Origin of the sequence: Rubrivirga marina (assembly GCF_002283365.1) — a bacterium.
In the GTDB taxonomy this organism is placed as follows: Bacteria; Bacteroidota; Rhodothermia; order Rhodothermales; family Rubricoccaceae; genus Rubrivirga; species Rubrivirga marina.
In genome coordinates this window covers 683226-699763 of record NZ_MQWD01000001.1, presented here as the reverse complement: position 1 = coordinate 699763, position 16538 = coordinate 683226, and the positions used below count along the sequence as shown (strand labels likewise).

Annotated in this window: 11 protein-coding genes; 9 read left to right on the top strand and 2 right to left on the bottom strand. The window is 71.8% G+C overall.

Translation table 11 applies throughout. The features are described 5' to 3' along the window. Positions 1 to 14: 14 nt before the first annotated feature. Positions 15 to 563 carry a DUF1440 domain-containing protein gene (locus BSZ37_RS02745; protein WP_179299448.1) on the top strand — a complete coding sequence of 183 codons (549 nt, stop codon included), beginning with the start codon at positions 15 to 17 and terminating at the stop codon, positions 561 to 563. Positions 564 to 742: 179 nt separating this feature from the next. Next, positions 743 to 2395 carry an alpha-amylase family glycosyl hydrolase gene (locus BSZ37_RS02740; protein WP_095509072.1) on the top strand — a complete coding sequence of 551 codons (1653 nt, stop codon included), beginning with the start codon at positions 743 to 745 and terminating at the stop codon, positions 2393 to 2395. Here BSZ37_RS02740 and BSZ37_RS02735 read toward each other — a convergent pair. Both BSZ37_RS02735 and BSZ37_RS02730 read right to left on the bottom strand, forming a co-directional pair. Continuing rightward, positions 2379 to 3575: a hypothetical protein gene (locus BSZ37_RS02735; protein WP_095509071.1), complete on the bottom strand. Its 1197-nt coding sequence runs from the start codon at positions 3573 to 3575 to the stop codon at positions 2379 to 2381. The two genes, BSZ37_RS02740 and BSZ37_RS02735, sit on opposite strands and share 17 nt — an antisense overlap. A gap of 112 nt (positions 3576 to 3687) precedes the next feature. Further along, positions 3688 to 3906 (bottom strand): DUF4177 domain-containing protein, encoded by a 219-nt coding sequence (locus tag BSZ37_RS02730; protein ID WP_218830373.1) that lies wholly within the window; start codon positions 3904 to 3906, stop codon positions 3688 to 3690. 67 nt (positions 3907 to 3973) lie between these two features. On the opposite strand from BSZ37_RS02730, the gene glpK reads away from it, so the two are divergent. From glpK to BSZ37_RS02695, 7 genes are all read left to right on the top strand, one after another. Continuing rightward, a complete protein-coding gene (glpK, locus tag BSZ37_RS02725) occupies positions 3974 to 5476 on the top strand; it encodes a glycerol kinase GlpK (protein WP_095509069.1) in 1503 nt (500 codons plus the stop codon). A gap of 80 nt (positions 5477 to 5556) precedes the next feature. Beyond that, complete coding sequence (locus BSZ37_RS02720; RefSeq protein WP_095509068.1) at positions 5557 to 7149, top strand: glycerol-3-phosphate dehydrogenase/oxidase; 1593 nt, start codon at positions 5557 to 5559, stop codon at positions 7147 to 7149. After that, the gene (locus BSZ37_RS02715; protein ID WP_095509067.1) at positions 7146 to 7469 is read left to right on the top strand and encodes a hypothetical protein; all 324 of its coding nucleotides are present in this window, start codon (positions 7146 to 7148) and stop codon (positions 7467 to 7469) included. The genes BSZ37_RS02720 and BSZ37_RS02715 overlap by 4 nt, the downstream gene beginning before the upstream one ends. A gap of 69 nt (positions 7470 to 7538) precedes the next feature. Continuing rightward, positions 7539 to 10223 carry an amylo-alpha-1,6-glucosidase gene (locus tag BSZ37_RS02710; RefSeq protein WP_095509066.1) on the top strand — a complete coding sequence of 895 codons (2685 nt, stop codon included), beginning with the start codon at positions 7539 to 7541 and terminating at the stop codon, positions 10221 to 10223. Positions 10224 to 10258: 35 nt separating this feature from the next. Next, complete coding sequence (locus tag BSZ37_RS02705; protein WP_095509065.1) at positions 10259 to 12481, top strand: CRTAC1 family protein; 2223 nt, start codon at positions 10259 to 10261, stop codon at positions 12479 to 12481. A 76-nt stretch (positions 12482 to 12557) separates the two neighbouring features. After that, positions 12558 to 12995, top strand: a complete 438-nt coding sequence (locus BSZ37_RS02700; RefSeq protein WP_095509064.1) for a TonB-dependent receptor plug domain-containing protein — start codon at positions 12558 to 12560, stop codon at positions 12993 to 12995. A gap of 371 nt (positions 12996 to 13366) precedes the next feature. Next, entirely contained in the window at positions 13367 to 16522 is a 3156-nt protein-coding gene (locus BSZ37_RS02695) for a SusC/RagA family TonB-linked outer membrane protein (RefSeq protein ID WP_095509063.1), read from the top strand. The last annotated feature ends 16 nt before the right edge of the window (positions 16523 to 16538 follow it).

The following is a 16538-nucleotide window of genomic DNA, read 5'->3' as shown; positions in this document are numbered from 1 at the left end:
CCTCTGCCCCTCCCATGCCGTTCTCGACTCCCTTCGCCCGTCCGCAGCCCTCCATCTGGAAGGGCGCCGTCGCCGGGCTGGCGGGCGGCCTCGTCGGCACGTTCGTCAAGAGCCAGGCCGAGCCGCTGCTCCAGGACCTCGGCGAGCGGCTTTTCCCGCCGACCCACCGCGAGAAGGAGCAGCCCGGCGCCGACGTGCAGGGCCACCCGGACCGGATGCCGCCGTCGAAGCTGGCGCAGGAGGTGACCGACGAGGTCGGCGTGACGCTGAGCCGCGACGAGAAGCTGGAGGCGCAGGAGGCCATCCACTGGGCGTTCGGGACGAGCGCGGGCGTGGCCTACGGCGTCGCCGCCGAGTTCACCGACGCCGAGATCGGGTTCGGCATCCCGGCCTCGGTCGCCCTCTTCGCCGGCACGCACGGGACCACGCTCCCCGCCCTCGGCCTCCAGGCCGACGTCGGCGAACTGCCGAAGGCGTGGTGGGTGTGGGAGCTCGGCTCGCACCTCGTCTACGGCCTGACCGTCGACCTCGTCCGCCGCGGCGTCCGCGAGCTGCTGGACTGATCCAGGGCGGTCGCTCGGCAGGAGGGGGCTCCGTCCGACGCGGGAGCGCCACGTCGCACCCGGTCGGCCTCGGCGGCTCTCCTGAGGGACGCCGAAGGGGCGAGGCGGGCGAGGCCATGCGGCCGGATCGCGACGGCCGCTCCATCTTCCGATCCCCAACCCCCGACACCTCGACCCGTATGGACCGCCCGTGGTGGCAGACGGCCGTCGTCTACCAGATCTACCCCCGCTCCTTCCGCGACGGCGACGGCGACGGCGTCGGCGACCTCGCGGGGATCACGGAGAAGCTGGGCTACCTCGCCGACCTCGGCGTGGGCGCGGTCTGGCTCAGCCCGTTCTACCCCTCGCCCCAGGCCGATTTTGGGTATGACGTGAGCGACTACCGCGGCGTCGACCCGCAGTACGGGACGCTGGACGACTTCGACCGGCTGGCGGCGCGCGCGCACGACCTCGGGCTGAAGCTCATCGTCGACTTCGTGCCGAACCACTCGTCCGATCAGCACCCGTGGTTCGTGGAGAGTCGCCAGTCACGCGACAACCCGAAACGCGACTGGTACGTCTGGCGCGACCCGAAGCCCGACGGCTCGCCGCCGAACAACTGGCTGAGCCACTTCGGCGGCCCGGCCTGGACGCTCGACGAGGCGACGGGCCAGTCCTACCTCCACTCGTTCCTGAAGGAGCAGCCCGACCTCAACTGGCGCAATCCGGCCGTCGTCGACGAGATGATGGACACGCTCCGGTTCTGGATGGCGCGTGGGGTCGACGGCTTCCGGATCGACGTGGCGCACGCCATCCTGAAGGACCCGGAGCTCCGGGACAACCCGCTCGCCGAGGACGCGGGCGGGTTCCACAAGCCGATGGGGGCGTACGACACGCTCGTCCACGTCCACGACAAGGCGCACCCGGACGTCCACGAGGCGTTCGCGCGGTTCCGCCAGACGGTCGACGGGTTCGACGCGCAGGAGCGGGTCACGATCGGCGAGATCCACGAGTACGACGACCTCGGGCGCTGGGCCAGCTACTACGGTACGCCGACCGAGGCGGGCGGGCTCAGCGGGCTCCACATGCCGTTCAACTTCGGTTTGTTGAACACGCCGTGGACGGCCGCCGGCGTCCGCGCCCACGTCGACGCGATCGAGGCGGTGCTGCCCGACGGCGCGTGGCCGAACTACGTCCTCGGCAACCACGACGAGCGGCGCCTCGCGACGCGCCTCGGGCCGGAGTCGGTCTGCCTCGCGGGGATGCTCCTCCTCACGCTCCGCGGCGCCCCGACCCTCTACTACGGCGACGAGCTCGGCATGGAGGAGGTCGACGTGCCGCTTGACCGGCGCGTCGACCCGTGGGGTTTTCGGAGCGGGGTGCCGGAGCTGGGCCGCGACGGCTGCCGCACGCCAATGGCCTGGGACGCCTCGCCCGGCGCCGGCTTTTCGGAGGGCGCGGGCCCGTCGGACTACTGGCTCCCGCTCCACCCGGACCATGAGTCGGTCAACGTCGCTGCCGAGGCGGCCGACCCCGACTCGGTCTTGAGCTTCTACCGGCGTGCGCTCGCCGTGCGCAACGCGTCGCCCGCGCTCCAGGCCGGGAGCTACCGCCCACTGGACGACGTGCCCGAGGGCGTGTTCGGGTTCGAACGCGCTGAAGGCGACGACCGCCGGCTCGTCCTGCTCCACTTTGGCGACGACGACGTCGAGGTGGCCGTCCCCGAGGCGTACCGCGGCGCGCCGGTCGCGCTGGCGACGCACGACCGGGAGGTGGAGCCCGTGGGCGAGGTCTTCTGCCTCGGGCCGTGGGCGGGCGCGGTCGTCGGGCCGGGGCTTACAGCCGGACGGTGAGGCCGGCGCTCAGCGACCGGACCTCGTACTGGCCGGTAAAGGCGACGAACGGGTTCTCGCTTGTAAAGAGGGTCCGCTGCGTCCGCACGGCGAGTTCCACGGGCACCGCCGCCGGCCGGAGGCCGAACTCCACATACTGCCCGACGCTGGCCTCGAAGTCCCGCCGGTCGACGAACCGGACGACATCCTCGCGGGCGTCGACGTCGACGTCGGACGCGACCACGCGGTCGAGCGTGTACCCGCTGAGGAGGCCGGCTCCGAGTCGGACGCGCCCGCCGGCGACCTCGGGTGCGAACCGGACGCCGAGCCGCACGTGGAGCAGGTCGTAGGCCGTCACGTCGCGGCCTCGCGCGCCCGTCACCAACCGGACGACGTCCCGCTCGTACTCGAGGCCGAGGACCGGCCGGATCTCGCCGGCGAAGAACGGCGGCGCCACCTCGAGCGCAGCCCGCGCTCGGAGAGCGCCGAGGGCGGGCTCGTCGGGCGTGCCGGGCGGTTCGGACACGCGCTCGAGAGAGCCGGTGGCGGCGTCGAGCCCACCCTCGAACCGGACGCGGATGGGGGTTCGCACGGCCCGAGAGGCCGAAGCGGTGTACCCCGGGTCCGCGCACTCGTTGTACGTGTCGATCGCGTCGGTCAGCGCGGGCTCGGTGTACGCGAGGGTGGGGATGTCGAGCGCGGCCGCACAAGGACCCTCCAGGACGACGGCAAGGGTCTGGCGAAACAGCGCGCGCTCGCGCTGCCGGACGCCCGACTCGGTCGCGACCTCGTCACGGACGAGGTACAGCCCGATGGGCGCGGCGTCGGTCTGAACGAAGAAGGTCGGTCGGCCCTCGACCGTCTCGGCGGCGAGCAGGTCCACTGGGCCATCACGTACGACACGAGCGAACAGCCGGCGGCCCGTCGGCGCGTCGGGGCTCGGGTCGGTCTGGTAGCGAGCGCGGCGGTACGCTCGGCCGCCGTCGGCGCCGAACGCGGAGGCCTCCTCGACGCCGTGCATGACGGGAGTCGCGGTCGGGGTGGACCGAAACCGAACGCCGAGCGCGTTCTGGGTCTCGCTCTCGAGCGCGACGGCCCCCCGCAACGTGTCCCCCTCGACGACGACGTACCCGGGCTCGAAGGGTTGGGCGGGGGCGCCGGCCGCGAGGAGGAACGATGCGGCGATTAGGAGTCGGGACATGGGCCCACGGGCGAATAGGTGGCCCACGCTACTCTCTCCCTCGACTGCAGAAAAGGTCTCGCTTTTTTGCCCTTTTTCAGAGCACGGTCGGTTCCCCGCGCACGCTCCGGCCCTACCGGTCTCGCTCGAAGTAGAGGTAGACGTAGACCGCCAATCCGAACGACGTCGCGTCGGTCGAGACCAGCCGCCAGCCGTCGGCCGCGTAGCCGTCGATGATCTCCTGGACCTCCTCCTGCGAGGACTCCGCGATGTGGTTCGCGTTGGTCGTCATTTTCGTGTAGTACGTCCGGGCTTCGACCTTGTATTCCATCATGTCAAAGGGGTGGGGCACGCGAGAATAGCGCCGGCGGACCGGCGACGCGGCGGCGGCGTAGGCTCTGCCCCTCGCCTCTTCGCCCATGCCGCAGTACGTCCTCGCCCTCGACCAAGGCACCACGTCCTCCCGCGCCATCCTCTTCGACCAGGCCGGCTCGATCCAGGCCGTCGCCCAGAAGGAGTTCGAGCAGCACTTCCCGAAGCCCGGCTGGGTGGAGCACGACCCCGAGGAGATCTGGTCGTCGCAGGTCGGGGTGGCGACGGAGGCGCTGACGCGGGCCGGGCTCCGCCCCCGCGACGTGGCCGCCATCGGGATCACGAACCAGCGCGAGACGGCCGTCGTGTGGGACCGCCGGACGGGCAAGCCGGTGTTCAACGCCATCGTGTGGCAGGACCGCCGGACGGCCCCGTTCTGCACCCAGCTCAAGGAGCAGGGGCACGAGGCGACGGTCCGGGCCAAAACCGGCCTTGTGATCGACAGCTACTTCTCCGGCACCAAGGTCCGCTGGATCCTCGACCACGTCGACGGCGCCCGTGAGGCCGCCGAGGCCGGCCACCTCGCCTTCGGGACCGTCGACAGCTGGCTCGTCTGGAACCTCACCGACGGCGCCCTCCACATGACCGACGTCACGAACGCCTCGCGGACGTTGATGTACAACATCCACACGGGCGACTGGGACGACGAGCTGCTCGACTTGCTCGGCGTGCCGCGCTCGATGCTGCCGGAGGTCCGGTCGTCCTCGGAGGTCTACGCGAACACGAGCGGCGAGATCTTCTCGTCGCAGACGCCGATCGCGGGGATCGCGGGCGACCAGCAGGCGGCCACGTTCGGGCAGCGCTGCGTGGAGCCGGGCATGGCCAAGAACACCTACGGCACGGGCTCCTTCATGCTGCTCAACACGGGCACGGAGGCCGTCGAGTCCACCAACCAGCTCCTCACGACGGTGGCCTGGAAGCTGGGCGACGCGCCGGTGGAGTACGCGCTGGAGGGGAGCGTCTTCGTGACGGGCTCGGCCGTCCAGTGGCTCCGCGACGGGCTCCAGATCATCCGCTCGGCGCCCGAGGTCGAGGCGCTGGCGGGCTCGGTCGAGGACACCGACGGCGTCTACCTCGTCCCGGCCTACACCGGGCTGGGCGCGCCGCACTGGGACCCGTACGCCCGCGGCACGATCGTCGGCATCACGCGCGGGACGACGGCGGCCCACATCGCGCGCGCCACGCTCGAGGGCATCGCCTTCCAGGTGGCCGACGTGCTGACGGCCATGAAGAAGGACGCCGGCATCGAGCTCCAGGAGCTCCGCGTCGACGGCGGCGCGGCCGCGAACGACCTCCTGATGCAGATCCAGGCCGACCTCCTGCAGGCCCCGATCGTCCGCCCGGCGGTGACCGAGACGACGGCACTCGGGGCGGCGTACCTCGCCGGCCTCGCCGTCGGCTACTGGGGCTCGGCCGAGGAGATCTCGGCCCAGTGGCAGCTCGACAAGCGGTTCGAGCCGCAGATGTCCGCGGACGAGGCCGAGGCCCGCCACGCCCACTGGCGCCGCGCCCTCGACCGCGCCCGCGGCTGGGCCGAGGACGACGCCTGACTCTGCCCGCCTCGGGCAACCGGGGGGCCGCCCGCCGGTCCACCGGGCCCCTCCTCATCTCCACCGAGGCCGACCGACCCATGAACCGAGACACCATGCGCCGCGCGATCGACGCGGCCGACCACCCCTGGGACTTCGTCATCGTCGGCGGCGGCGCGACGGGGCTCGGGTGCGCCATCGAGGCCGCCTCGCGCGGCTACCGACCGCTGCTCCTGGAGCAGTCCGATTTCGCCAAGGGCACGTCGTCGCGGTCGACGAAGCTCGTCCATGGCGGCGTGCGGTACCTCCAGCAGGGCAACGTGTCGCTCGTGCTGGAGGCGCTGAAGGAGCGCGGCATCCTGCTCAAGAACGCGCCCCACCTCGTCCACGACCTCGCGTTCGTCGTCCCGAACTACACGTGGTGGGAGGGGCCGTTCTACGGCGTGGGGATGAAGGTGTACGACCTGCTCGCCGGGCGGTCCGGCTTCGGCAAGAGCAAGCACCTCTCGAAGGAGAAGACGATGGAGCGCCTGCCGACCATCGAGCCGGAGGGCCTCGACGGCGGCGTGATCTACTACGACGGCCAGTTCGACGACGCCCGCCTCGCGCTCAACATGGCGCAGACGGCGGCCGAGCAGGGCGCGACGCTCCTCACGTACAGTGAGGTCACGGGCCTCCTCAAGGCCGACGACGGCGAGATCACGGGCGTCGTCGCGACCGATCTCGAAGCGGGCGACTCGTTCGAGGTCCCGGCCCGGGTCGTCATCAACGCGACGGGCGTGTGGACTGACTCGGTCCGTCGGATGGACGACCCGGACGTCCGGCCGATGATCCAGCCCAGCCAGGGCGTGCACATCGTGCTCGACCGGCGCTTCCTGCCCGGCGACAGCGCCATCATGGTGCCGAAGACCGACGACGGCCGCGTCCTCTTCGCGATCCCGTGGCACGACTCGGTCGTGGTCGGCACGACCGACACGCCGATCGACGGGACGCCCCTGGAGCCGAAGCCGTTCGAGGAGGAGGTCGCGTTCCTCCTCCGCCACGCGGCCCGCTATCTCACCGACGACCCGGCCCGCGAGGACGTCCGGAGCGTGTTCGTCGGCATCCGCCCGCTCGTGGCCGACCCCGACGCCGGGGGCACCTCGGCGATCTCGCGCGACCACACGCTCCACATCGCCGAGTCGGGCCTCGTGACCATCACGGGCGGGAAGTGGACGACGTACCGGAAGATGGCCGAGGACACGATCGACCAGGCCGCCACGCTCGCCGGCCTCGACGACCGCGACTCGGTCACGGCCCGGCTCCAGCTCCACGGCGCCCACGACAACGCCGAGGCGTTCGGCGACCTCCGCGCCTACGGCTCCGACGCGCCCGCCCTCCAGGCCCTCATGCGCGAGGACGAGGCGCTGGCGGAGCGGCTCCACGAGCGGCGGCCCGTCCTCGCCGTGCAGGTCGTGTGGGCCGCGCGCCACGAGATGGCGCGGACCGTCGAGGACGTCCTCGCCCGCCGCACGCGCGAGCTGTTCTTGGACGCCCGCGCCGCGATCGACATGGCGCCGCGCGTGGCCGGGCTGCTCGCCGCCGAACTCGGCCGCGACGCCGAGTGGGAACGCACCCAGGTCGAGGCGTTCACGGCCCTCGCCCAACAGTACCTCTTGACAGACGAGACGCTGCCCTCGGCGCCGACGGCGTGATCTGGACGCGCCCGCTCCTCCTCCGCCAGACCGGCGAGTACGACGTGGCCTTCGAGGTCGACGTCGACCCGAACGGCGCGTTCTCGGTCGAGCGCGGCGGGTACGCGACCGGTGGGCGCCGCGAGGGCTGGCTGTCGGAGCGCGAGGCCGCCCGCCTCGGTCGGCTCGCCGAGGCGGTGGACGTCGGGGCCGAGCACCCGACCGACGGCGCCGTCGTCACCCGCCTGCGGCTCGGCGCCGACGAGGTGGCGTGGGCCGGCCCGCCGCCGACGGCGGCGCTGCGGGCGCTCACGAGCGCGCTGTTCGCCCTCGGGACCTGAATCGGCGCACCGGTGGAGGCGCCGGGGCGGAAGAACGCACTAGCTTGGAGGAAGCGCTTCCACTCTGCCATGCGGCTCTTCACGTGTCTCGTCCTGTTGGCGGTGTCCGCCAGCGCCCAGGTCCCCGACGGGCTCGTCCCGCGTTTCGCGTTCCCGGAGAGCGGGCCGCTGCTGGAGCGGACGACCACGACCGGCGCGTTCTTCGACGTCGTCGGCGGGCGGTCGGCCGTGTTCGGGTACGAGAACCGGCCGTTCGAGGCGTGGGTCTACCCGCTGAAGATCTTCGAGGACGCCCGCCTCACGTTCAACCTGGAGGCCTACCCGGTGCCGTCGGACGGGCTCCAGATCATGCGGCGGATCGAGGTCCGCCCGGAGGCCACGACGCTCGTCTACACGCACCCCGCGTTCACCGTCCGCCAGACGATCCTCGCGCCCATCGACGAGGCGGGGATCGTGATGCTCCTCGACGTCGACGCGATCCGGCCGCTGACGATCGGGATGGAGCTGCGGCCGGACCTCGGGCTCATGTGGCCGGCCGGCCTGATGACCGGGTTCGTCGGGTTCGACGCCGAGCGCGGGCGGTACTTCACGGGGGAAGAGACCCAGCGGTTCTACGGCGTCTTCGGCTCGCCGCTGGCGGTCGACGTGAGCGTCCAGCCGTACCAGGAGGAGCCGCAGGACGTCCCGACGCGGTTCGAGATGCGCGTCGCGCCCGAGGTCGCGCGGGACTACCTCGTCCCGGTCGTGATCACCGGGAGCACCACGGGCCGCGCCGACGCCGAGGCGGCCTACGACCGGATCCTCGGCTCCATCCCGGCGCTGTTCGAGGAGACCGCCGCGCACTACCGCGGCCTCGACGAGACCATGCGGGTCGACACGCCCGACGACCGGCTCGACGAGGCGTTCGCGTGGGCGAAGGTCGGGATGGACAAGGGCGTCGCCACGAGCCCCGACCTCGGGACCGGCCTCGTCGCCGGCTACCGGACGTCCGGCAACTCGGAGCGGCCCGGCTTCGCGTGGTTCTTCGGCCGCGACGCCCTCTGGACGGCCCTCGCCACGACGGCCGTCGGCGACCTCCAGACGACCCGCGACGCGCTCGCCTTCCTCGCCCAGTTCCAGCGCGACGACGGCAAGATCCCCCACGAGATCAGCCAGTCTGCCGCTTACCTCGACTGGTTCGAGGACTACCCCTACGCCTGGGCCTCGGCCGACGCGACGCCGCTCTTCGTGATCGCCCTGGCGGACTACTGGCGCCAGTCGGGGGACGACGCGTTCACCCGGGAGCTCTTCCCGGTGGCCCGGCGCGCCTACGCCTTCACGGCCGCCACCGACACCGACGGCAACGGGCTCGTCGAGAACACGGGCGTCGGGCACGGGTGGGTCGAGGGCGGCGAGCTGTACCCGCCGCACGAGGAGCTGTACCAGCAGGCCGTGTTCGTCCAGGCCGCCCGGAGCCTCGCCGAGCTGGCCGACGCGCTCGGCGAGGCCGGCGCGGCCGAGGCCCGCGCCGCCGCCGACCGTACGCTCGCCGCCGCCGAAGCGACGTACTGGCACGACGCCGACGGCTTCTACGCTGTCGCCACGGCGTTCCCCGGCGCCCCGACGCTCAGCGAGCGGAGCGGCCCGCTGACTGACGCCGACATGCGCGAGAACACGGGCTTCCTGAGCGCCGCCAACCGCGACCTGGGCGACCTCGAGGTCGTCCGCGAGAACACCGCGCTCCAGGCCGTCCCGCTCTGGTGGGGCCTCTTCGCCGACGCCCGCGCCCAGCAGGCCGTCACGGCGGTCGGCGGCGGCGGCATCGCGACCGACTGGGGGGCGCGGATCCTCGACAAGGACAGCGACCGCTACGACCCGCTGAGCTACCACAACGGCTCGGTCTGGGCCCTCTTCACGGGCTGGACGAGCATGGGCGCCTACCGCTACGGCCGGCCGCACGTCGGCGCGCAGGCGCTCTACGCGAACGCGCTCCTGACACGGCAGGACGCGCTCGGCTACGTCACGGAGCTCCTCTCCGGCGACTACAACACGGCGTTCGGGCGGAGCAGCCACCACCAGATCTGGTCCGAGGCCATGGTCGCCACGCCGCTCGTCCGCGGGCTGTTGGGGATCGAGGTCTCCGAAGGCGGTCGGCGCGTCCGCGTCGCGCCGCAGCTCCCGATCGACTGGGACGCGGTGACCGTGGCGAACGCGCCGGCCGGGGACGGCACCTACCGGTTCCGCCTCGGGCGCACCGCGGAGGAGGTCCTCGTGTCCCTGTCGGGCCTCGACGCCGAGGTCGAGGTCGCCCCGGCCCTGCCGCTCGACGCCGTCGTGGCCCGGGCGACCGTCAACGGCGAGGAGGTTCCCTTCGAGACGGTCCGCCAGGGCGACGTGCAGCGGCCGACGGTCCGCGTCGCGGCCTCGGAGAGCACCGACGTCCGGTTCGAACTGGACCGGTTTGGGACCGACGTCGCCGTCCGCTACGAGCCGGCCGATCCGGGCGACGTGAGCCGGCAGGTCCGCGTCCTCCGGTCCGTTGCCTCCGACGACGCGCTCCGCCTCGTGCTAGAGGGCCGCGCGGGGGAGACGTACACGCTCGGCCTCGTGACGGACCGCGAGGTGGGCGAGATCGAAGCGGAGGGCGCGCGGGCCACGTTGTTGCGGGCGGCCGTCCAGACGCAGCCCCCCACCTACGCCCTCACCGTCACGTTCGACGGCACGCCTGGACGCTCGGGCTACGTTCGGCGGGAGATCGCCGTCCCTCTCCGGTAGCCCGCCTCGGTCCCGAGGCGGCCCGCCTCGCACGCATGACCTCTGCTCGGCTCGCGCTCCTCATCCTGCTCGCCGCCGCGGCCGCCGGGTGCGACCCGGCGCCGGAGCGGGCAGAGGGGACGCAGCGGATGGCCGACACCCTCGCGGCGCGCGCCGCCGCCGCCGAGGCCGCGCCGATGCCATACTTCGTGCTCAACACGGACAGGGCCGACCGGCTGGAGGCGGCACTCGGCCGGTACCGCGGCGACGACCTCCTCCGCGCCCGGTTCGACCTGGCCCGCGAGCGGCTCCAGGCCGGCGACACCGACGCCGCGATCGCCCAACTGGTCGACCTCGGCGAGCGGGCCGGCGGCGTCGGCGCCCTCGACGGGCCGGCGCGGCCGGTCTACGACCTCCTCGCGACGGCCTACCTCCGGCGCGGCGAGCAGGCCAACTGCCTCGCCAACCACCACGCCGGCGAGGTCTGCGTGCTCCCGTTCCGCGGCGCCGCCGTCCACGACGACCCCGACGGCGCCCGCCGCGCGGCCGACGTGCTGGCGGATCTCCTCGAGGCCGCGCCGACCGACCTCGGCAGCCGGTGGCTCCTCAACGTGGCCCACCACGCGCTCGGCAGCTACCCCGAGGGCGTCCCCGAGGCGTGGCGGATCGACGGGCTCGACGCGCCCGGCGACGCCCGCTGGACCAACGTCGCGCCCCACCGCGGCGCGGCCGTTGACGGCATCTCCGGCGGCGTCTCGGCCGAGGACTTCGACGGCGACGGCGACCCCGACCTCCTCGTCACGAGCTACGGCCTCCGCGACCCGATCCGCTACTTCGAAAACGACGGCGGCCGGTTCGCCGAGCAGACCGAGGCGGCCGGCCTCGGCGGATTGACCGGCGGGCTCAACACGGTCCACGGCGACGTCGACAACGACGGCGACGCCGACGTGCTCGTCCTCCGCGGCGGCTGGTTCGGCGTCGTCGGCGATTGGCCCAACTCGCTGCTCCTCAACGACGGCACGGGCCGGTTCGAGGACGTGACGTACGCGGCCGGCCTCGGCTCCGAGCACCCGACCCAGACGGCCGCCTTCGCCGACGTCGATGGCGACGGCGACCTTGACCTGTTCGTCGGCAACGAGAGCGGCGGGGCCTACCCAGACGCCCTCGGCCAGACCGGCGAGTCGACGGCGCACGCCTCGGAGCTCTTTCTGAACGAAGGGACGGATGAGCGCGGCGTGCCCCAGTTCCGCGAGGCGGCGGCCGAGGCCGGCATCGAGCTGGCGGCGTTTGTCAAGGGCGTGGCCTTCGGCGACGTCGAGGGCGACGGCCGGCCGGACCTCTACGTCAGCGTCCTCGGCGGGCCGAACAAGCTGTACCTCAACCGGACGGAAGGCGGGCGCCCGCGCTTCGAGGAAGCCGCCGAGGCGGCCGGAGTCGCTGGCCCCGACTTCTCGTTCCCCGTCGCCTGGTTCGACGCGGACGGCGACGGCCGCGACGACCTCCTCGTCGTGAGCTACGACGTCCGCCACTTTTTCGAGACGCCCGCCGACGCCGCTCGTGAGGCGCTGGGGATGGAGCCGACGGCCGAAACCACGCGGCTCTACCTCAACAACGGCGACGGTACGTTCCGCGACGCCTCCGCCGAGGCCGGCCTCGACCTCCCCCTCTTCGGGATGGGGCTGGGCGTCGGCGACCTCGACGGGGACGGCCGCCTCGACGTCTACGTGGGCACGGGCGCGCCCGAGCTCCGGTCGCTCATCCCGAACCGCGCGTTCCTCAACCGATCGGCGCCCGGCGCGCCGGCCTTCGAGGACGTCACGCTGTCGTCCGGCCTCGGCCACCTCCAGAAGGGCCACGCGATCGCGTTCGCCGACGTCGACCTCGACGGCGACGAGGAGATCTACGAGGTCATGGGCGGCGCCGTCGAGGGCGACCGCGCGCTCAACGTCCTGTTCGACGGGCCCGCCTCCGACGCCCGCTGGCTGTCGCTGACGCTCGAAGGCCGGCGCGCGAACCGCTCCGCCATCGGTGCGCGCGTCGCCGTCACCGTCCGCCGGCCGGACGGCACGACGCGGACGCTGGCGCGGACGGTCGGCACGGGCGGCAGCTTCGGGGCCGGCTCGCTCACGGTCGACCTCGGCCTCGGCGACGCCGAGGCGGTCGAGGCCGTGACCGTCCGTTGGCCGGGCGGCGCCGAGGAGTCGATCGCGGGCGCCGCGCCGGGCGGGAGGTACCGGGTCGTGGAGGGCGCCGGCCGGGCCGACGCGCTCGACCGCTGACGGAGAGGGGCCGACGTCTTCGCTTGCGCGGCGGGCTCGGATCCCCAACCTTACGCCATCAGTCGCCTCCGACGTCATGCGCCACGTCGTCCTCGCTCTCGTCGCCCTCGTCATCGCCGGGTGCGGGCCGGGGAACGGCGTCCGCGACCGGAGCGACCCGAACGTCGTCGAGGGCGAGGACATCGAGCGACGCAGCCTCCAGCGGATCGAGCAGATGCTCCGGGGGCAGGTGGCCGGCGTCCAGGTCGAGCAGCGCGGTGGGAGCCTCGTCATTCGGATCCGTGGGGCCGAGACCTTCGGGATCAGCAACGCCGACCCGCTCTTCGTCGTCGATGGCTACCCAATCCCGCTCGGCGCCGACGGCGCGCTCGACGGGCTCAACCCACGTGACGTGGAGTCGATCCGGGTGCTGAAGAACGCGAGCGAGACGGCGATCTACGGCGCGCGCGGGGCCAATGGCGTCATCCTCATCACGACGCTCCGGCCGCCCCAGGTCTCCGACGACGACTCCTGAGACCCCCTCGGACCCGCACGGCTCGGAGCTCGACAGGGGCTGCGCGGGAATGTGGCGATGAGGGGGGACGGGGTTTTGCCCTTGTCTTGAGGGGTGGTTGGCCGGCCAGGGAGATCGCCTGGGCGGGGGCGGCCGAAGCCCCGGATCCGCGTTGGAAGGGGAATCGAAGCGCTTTCAGAAGAAATGAAGCGGGCGAGACGTGCCCTTCCAAAATTGGAAACCGGCCTAAACCGTTCAGAATCGCATGTGTAAGCGTTTGCACAGCGCTCCACCATCCCTTAACATCGGAACCGAGCCGATAGCGCTTCCGGGATCGATCGATCGAGCCCGGTGCGCGTCGCACGGACCTCCACACACACTCTTTACCACCGATGCGTCGGAACGCTACCCTCCTCGGGCTGGCCGCCCTGTTGTTCGCACTCGGCTCGGCCCCGGCCGTCGCCCAGTCGCGGACGGTCACAGGGACGGTCACGGATGCCACCAGCGGCGATCCCCTCCCCTTCGTCAACGTCACCATCGAGGGCACCACACGCGGTGCCGCCACGAACGTCGACGGCGAATACTCCATCGACGTCGACGGCCCCGGCGCCGTCCTCGTGTACCGCTTCCTCGGCTACCTCGAGACGCGCGAGACGGTCGGCAGCCGCTCCGTCATCGACGTCGGCCTCGAAGAGGACTCCGACATCCTCGACGAGGTCGTCGTCGTCGGTTACGGCACGCAGCGCCGTGGCGACGTCACGGCGTCGGTCGCGACGATCGACATCGACGACGCGAACCAGGGCCTCGTCACGGCCCCCACTGACTTCCTCGAGGGCCGCGTCGCCGGCGTCAACGTGATCGAGAACTCGGGCGAGCCCGGCGCGGCCGTCTCCGTCCAGATTCGCGGCGGCACCTCCATCACGGCCTCGAACGAGCCGCTCTACGTCGTCGACGGCATCCCGATCTCGAGCGACAACGTCACCCCGGGCGGCGCTGGGCAGGTCTCGTCGGGCCCCCCGCGAAACCCGCTCACGCTCATCAACCCGAACGACATCGAGTCGGTGACCGTCCTCAAGGACGCCTCGGCGACGGCGATCTACGGCTCGCGCGGCGCGAACGGCGTCATCCTCATCACGACGAAGGACGGCGGCGAGGGCCGCGTGACCGTCGACTACGAGGGCTCGACCTCGTTCTCGACGGCGGCCTCGACCTACGACGTCCTCACGGGCGAGGAGTACCGCCAGTTCGTCCGCGACAACGCGGGCGTTCTGGGCGCCGACGGGCAGAGTGGCGACGACATTCTCGGTGGCCCCGACGCCAACCTCAACATCAACGCGTTCGACACCAACTTCGTCGACGAGATCTTCCGGACGGGCGTGTCCCAGTCGCACAACCTCTCGTTCGGCGGCGGCACGCCGACGACGCAGTACCGGGCGAGCGTGAGCTACCTCAACAACGAGGGGATCGTGATCTCGGAGGGCCAGGAGCGCGTGACCGCCCGGCTCAACGCGAACAACCAGCTCTTCGACAACCGGCTCCGCCTCGGCCTGAACCTCACGTCGGCGCTGACCGACGACGACTTCGTCGCGGCCAACGACGTCGGTGGGTTCGAGGGCGGCCTGTTCCAGAACGCCATCCAGTTCCGCCCGATCGCGCCGGTCAACGACGACAGTCAGCTCGACGGGTACTACGAGATCGAGGGCCAGCGGTCGTTCCGCAACCCGGTCGCCCTCGCCAACCAGATCGACGAGACGGCCCGGACGGTCCGGACGCTCGGCAACATCACGGCCGAACTCGACCTCGTCGAGGGCCTCACGGCCTCGCTCAACGTCGGTGGCGACCGCTCGGTCGGCACGCGCCGGGCCTACACGCCGGCCCAGAGCCCGGTCGGCCAGGAGTTCGCCACGGCGACCACGAACGGCGGATCGGCCTACCGCCGGACGCTCGAGCGGACCTCGGCGACGATCTCAACCTACCTCACCTGGGCCAGCCAGCTCGGTGAGAACACGAACTACGACCTCCTCGGCGGCTACGAGTACCAGGAGTTCAACGTGAGCGAGACGTCGGTCCAGACGACGAGCTTCGTGACCGACTTCACCCAGGACAACCTCCTCCAGTCGGGGACCGTCGCCATCAACGGCAACAACGCCGGCCCGGGCACCTTCTCGTACCGCGCCGACAACCTCCTGGCGTCGTTCTTCACGCGCGCCAACGTCAACTACGGCGACCGGTACTTCCTCACGGGCTCGCTCCGCTACGACGGCTCGTCGCGGTTCTCGGAGGAAAACCGGTACGCGCTGTTCCCGGCCATCTCGGGTGCCTGGCGGATCTCGGCCGAGCCGTTCTTCGACGGCGGGACGGCCGTCACGGACCTCCGCCTCCGCGCGGGCTACGGAGTCGTGGGCAACCAGGCCATCGGCGACTACCTGTTCCTCCCCCTGCTGGCGGCGAACCCGGCCAACTCGGCCGTCATCGACGGGATCATCGTCCCGGGTTACGCGCCGAGCCAGCTGGCCAACCCGGACCTCCAGTGGGAGCAGAAGGAGGAGGTCACGGTCGGCCTCGACTACCGGCTCCTGAGCGACCGGTTCTACGGCTCCGTCGAGTTCTACCGGAACACGACGAACGACCTGCTCCTCAACGTCCCGGTCCTGGCCGACGTCGTCCCGACGCAGGTCCAGAACGTGGGCTCGCTGCGGAACACGGGCGTCGACCTGGCCCTCGACGCGCTCCTGTTCGAGAACGACGCGTCGAGCTTCACGCTCGGCCTCACGTTCAACACGAACCGGAACGAAGTCCTCGACCTCGGCGGCGCGACGCAGCTCTTCACGGGCAACATCTCGGGCGAGGGCCAGTCGGGCGGCCAGTCGCTCCTGCTCACGCCGGGCGAGGAGTTCCCGATCTTCTACGGCTACGAGTTCACCGGTGAGTACAACGCCGACGGCAAGCCGATCTTCAACGACTACGAGGTCGTCGACGTCGATGGGGACCCGGACACGGCGCCCGGCCCGCTCGACCGTGAGCTCGTCGGGACGACCGACAGCCCCGGCGACGACGACCGCGTCAAGCTCGGGAGCCCGCGACCGGACTTCACCTACGGCGTCCGGCTCAACGCCGCGTTCGGCGACTTCGGGGTCCGCGCGTTCTTCCGAGGCGAGCAGGGCCGCGAGCTGTTCAACAACACGTCGCTCGTCTACGGGACGCGGAGCATCGCGGGCAACCGGAACTTCCTCGACCTCGAGTACGACCCCGACGAGGCCGTCGTCGAGACGCCGACCTACTCGTCGCGCTACGTCGAGGACGCGTCGTTCCTCCGGCTCGACCAACTCACGTTCGAGTACCGGCTGGGCCAGGTGCTCCCCCAGATCCGCAACGCGCGGCTCTTCCTGACGGGGAACAACCTGTTCGTCCTCACGCCCTACACCGGGCTCGACCCCGAGGTCAACTCGCCGGGCGCCTCGGCCGACGGGATCTCGTCGGTCGGCGTCGACTACCTCGACCGCCCGCGCGCTCGGACGTTCACGATCGGCGTGAACCTCGGGATCTAGCGTGACCGCCTCCGAC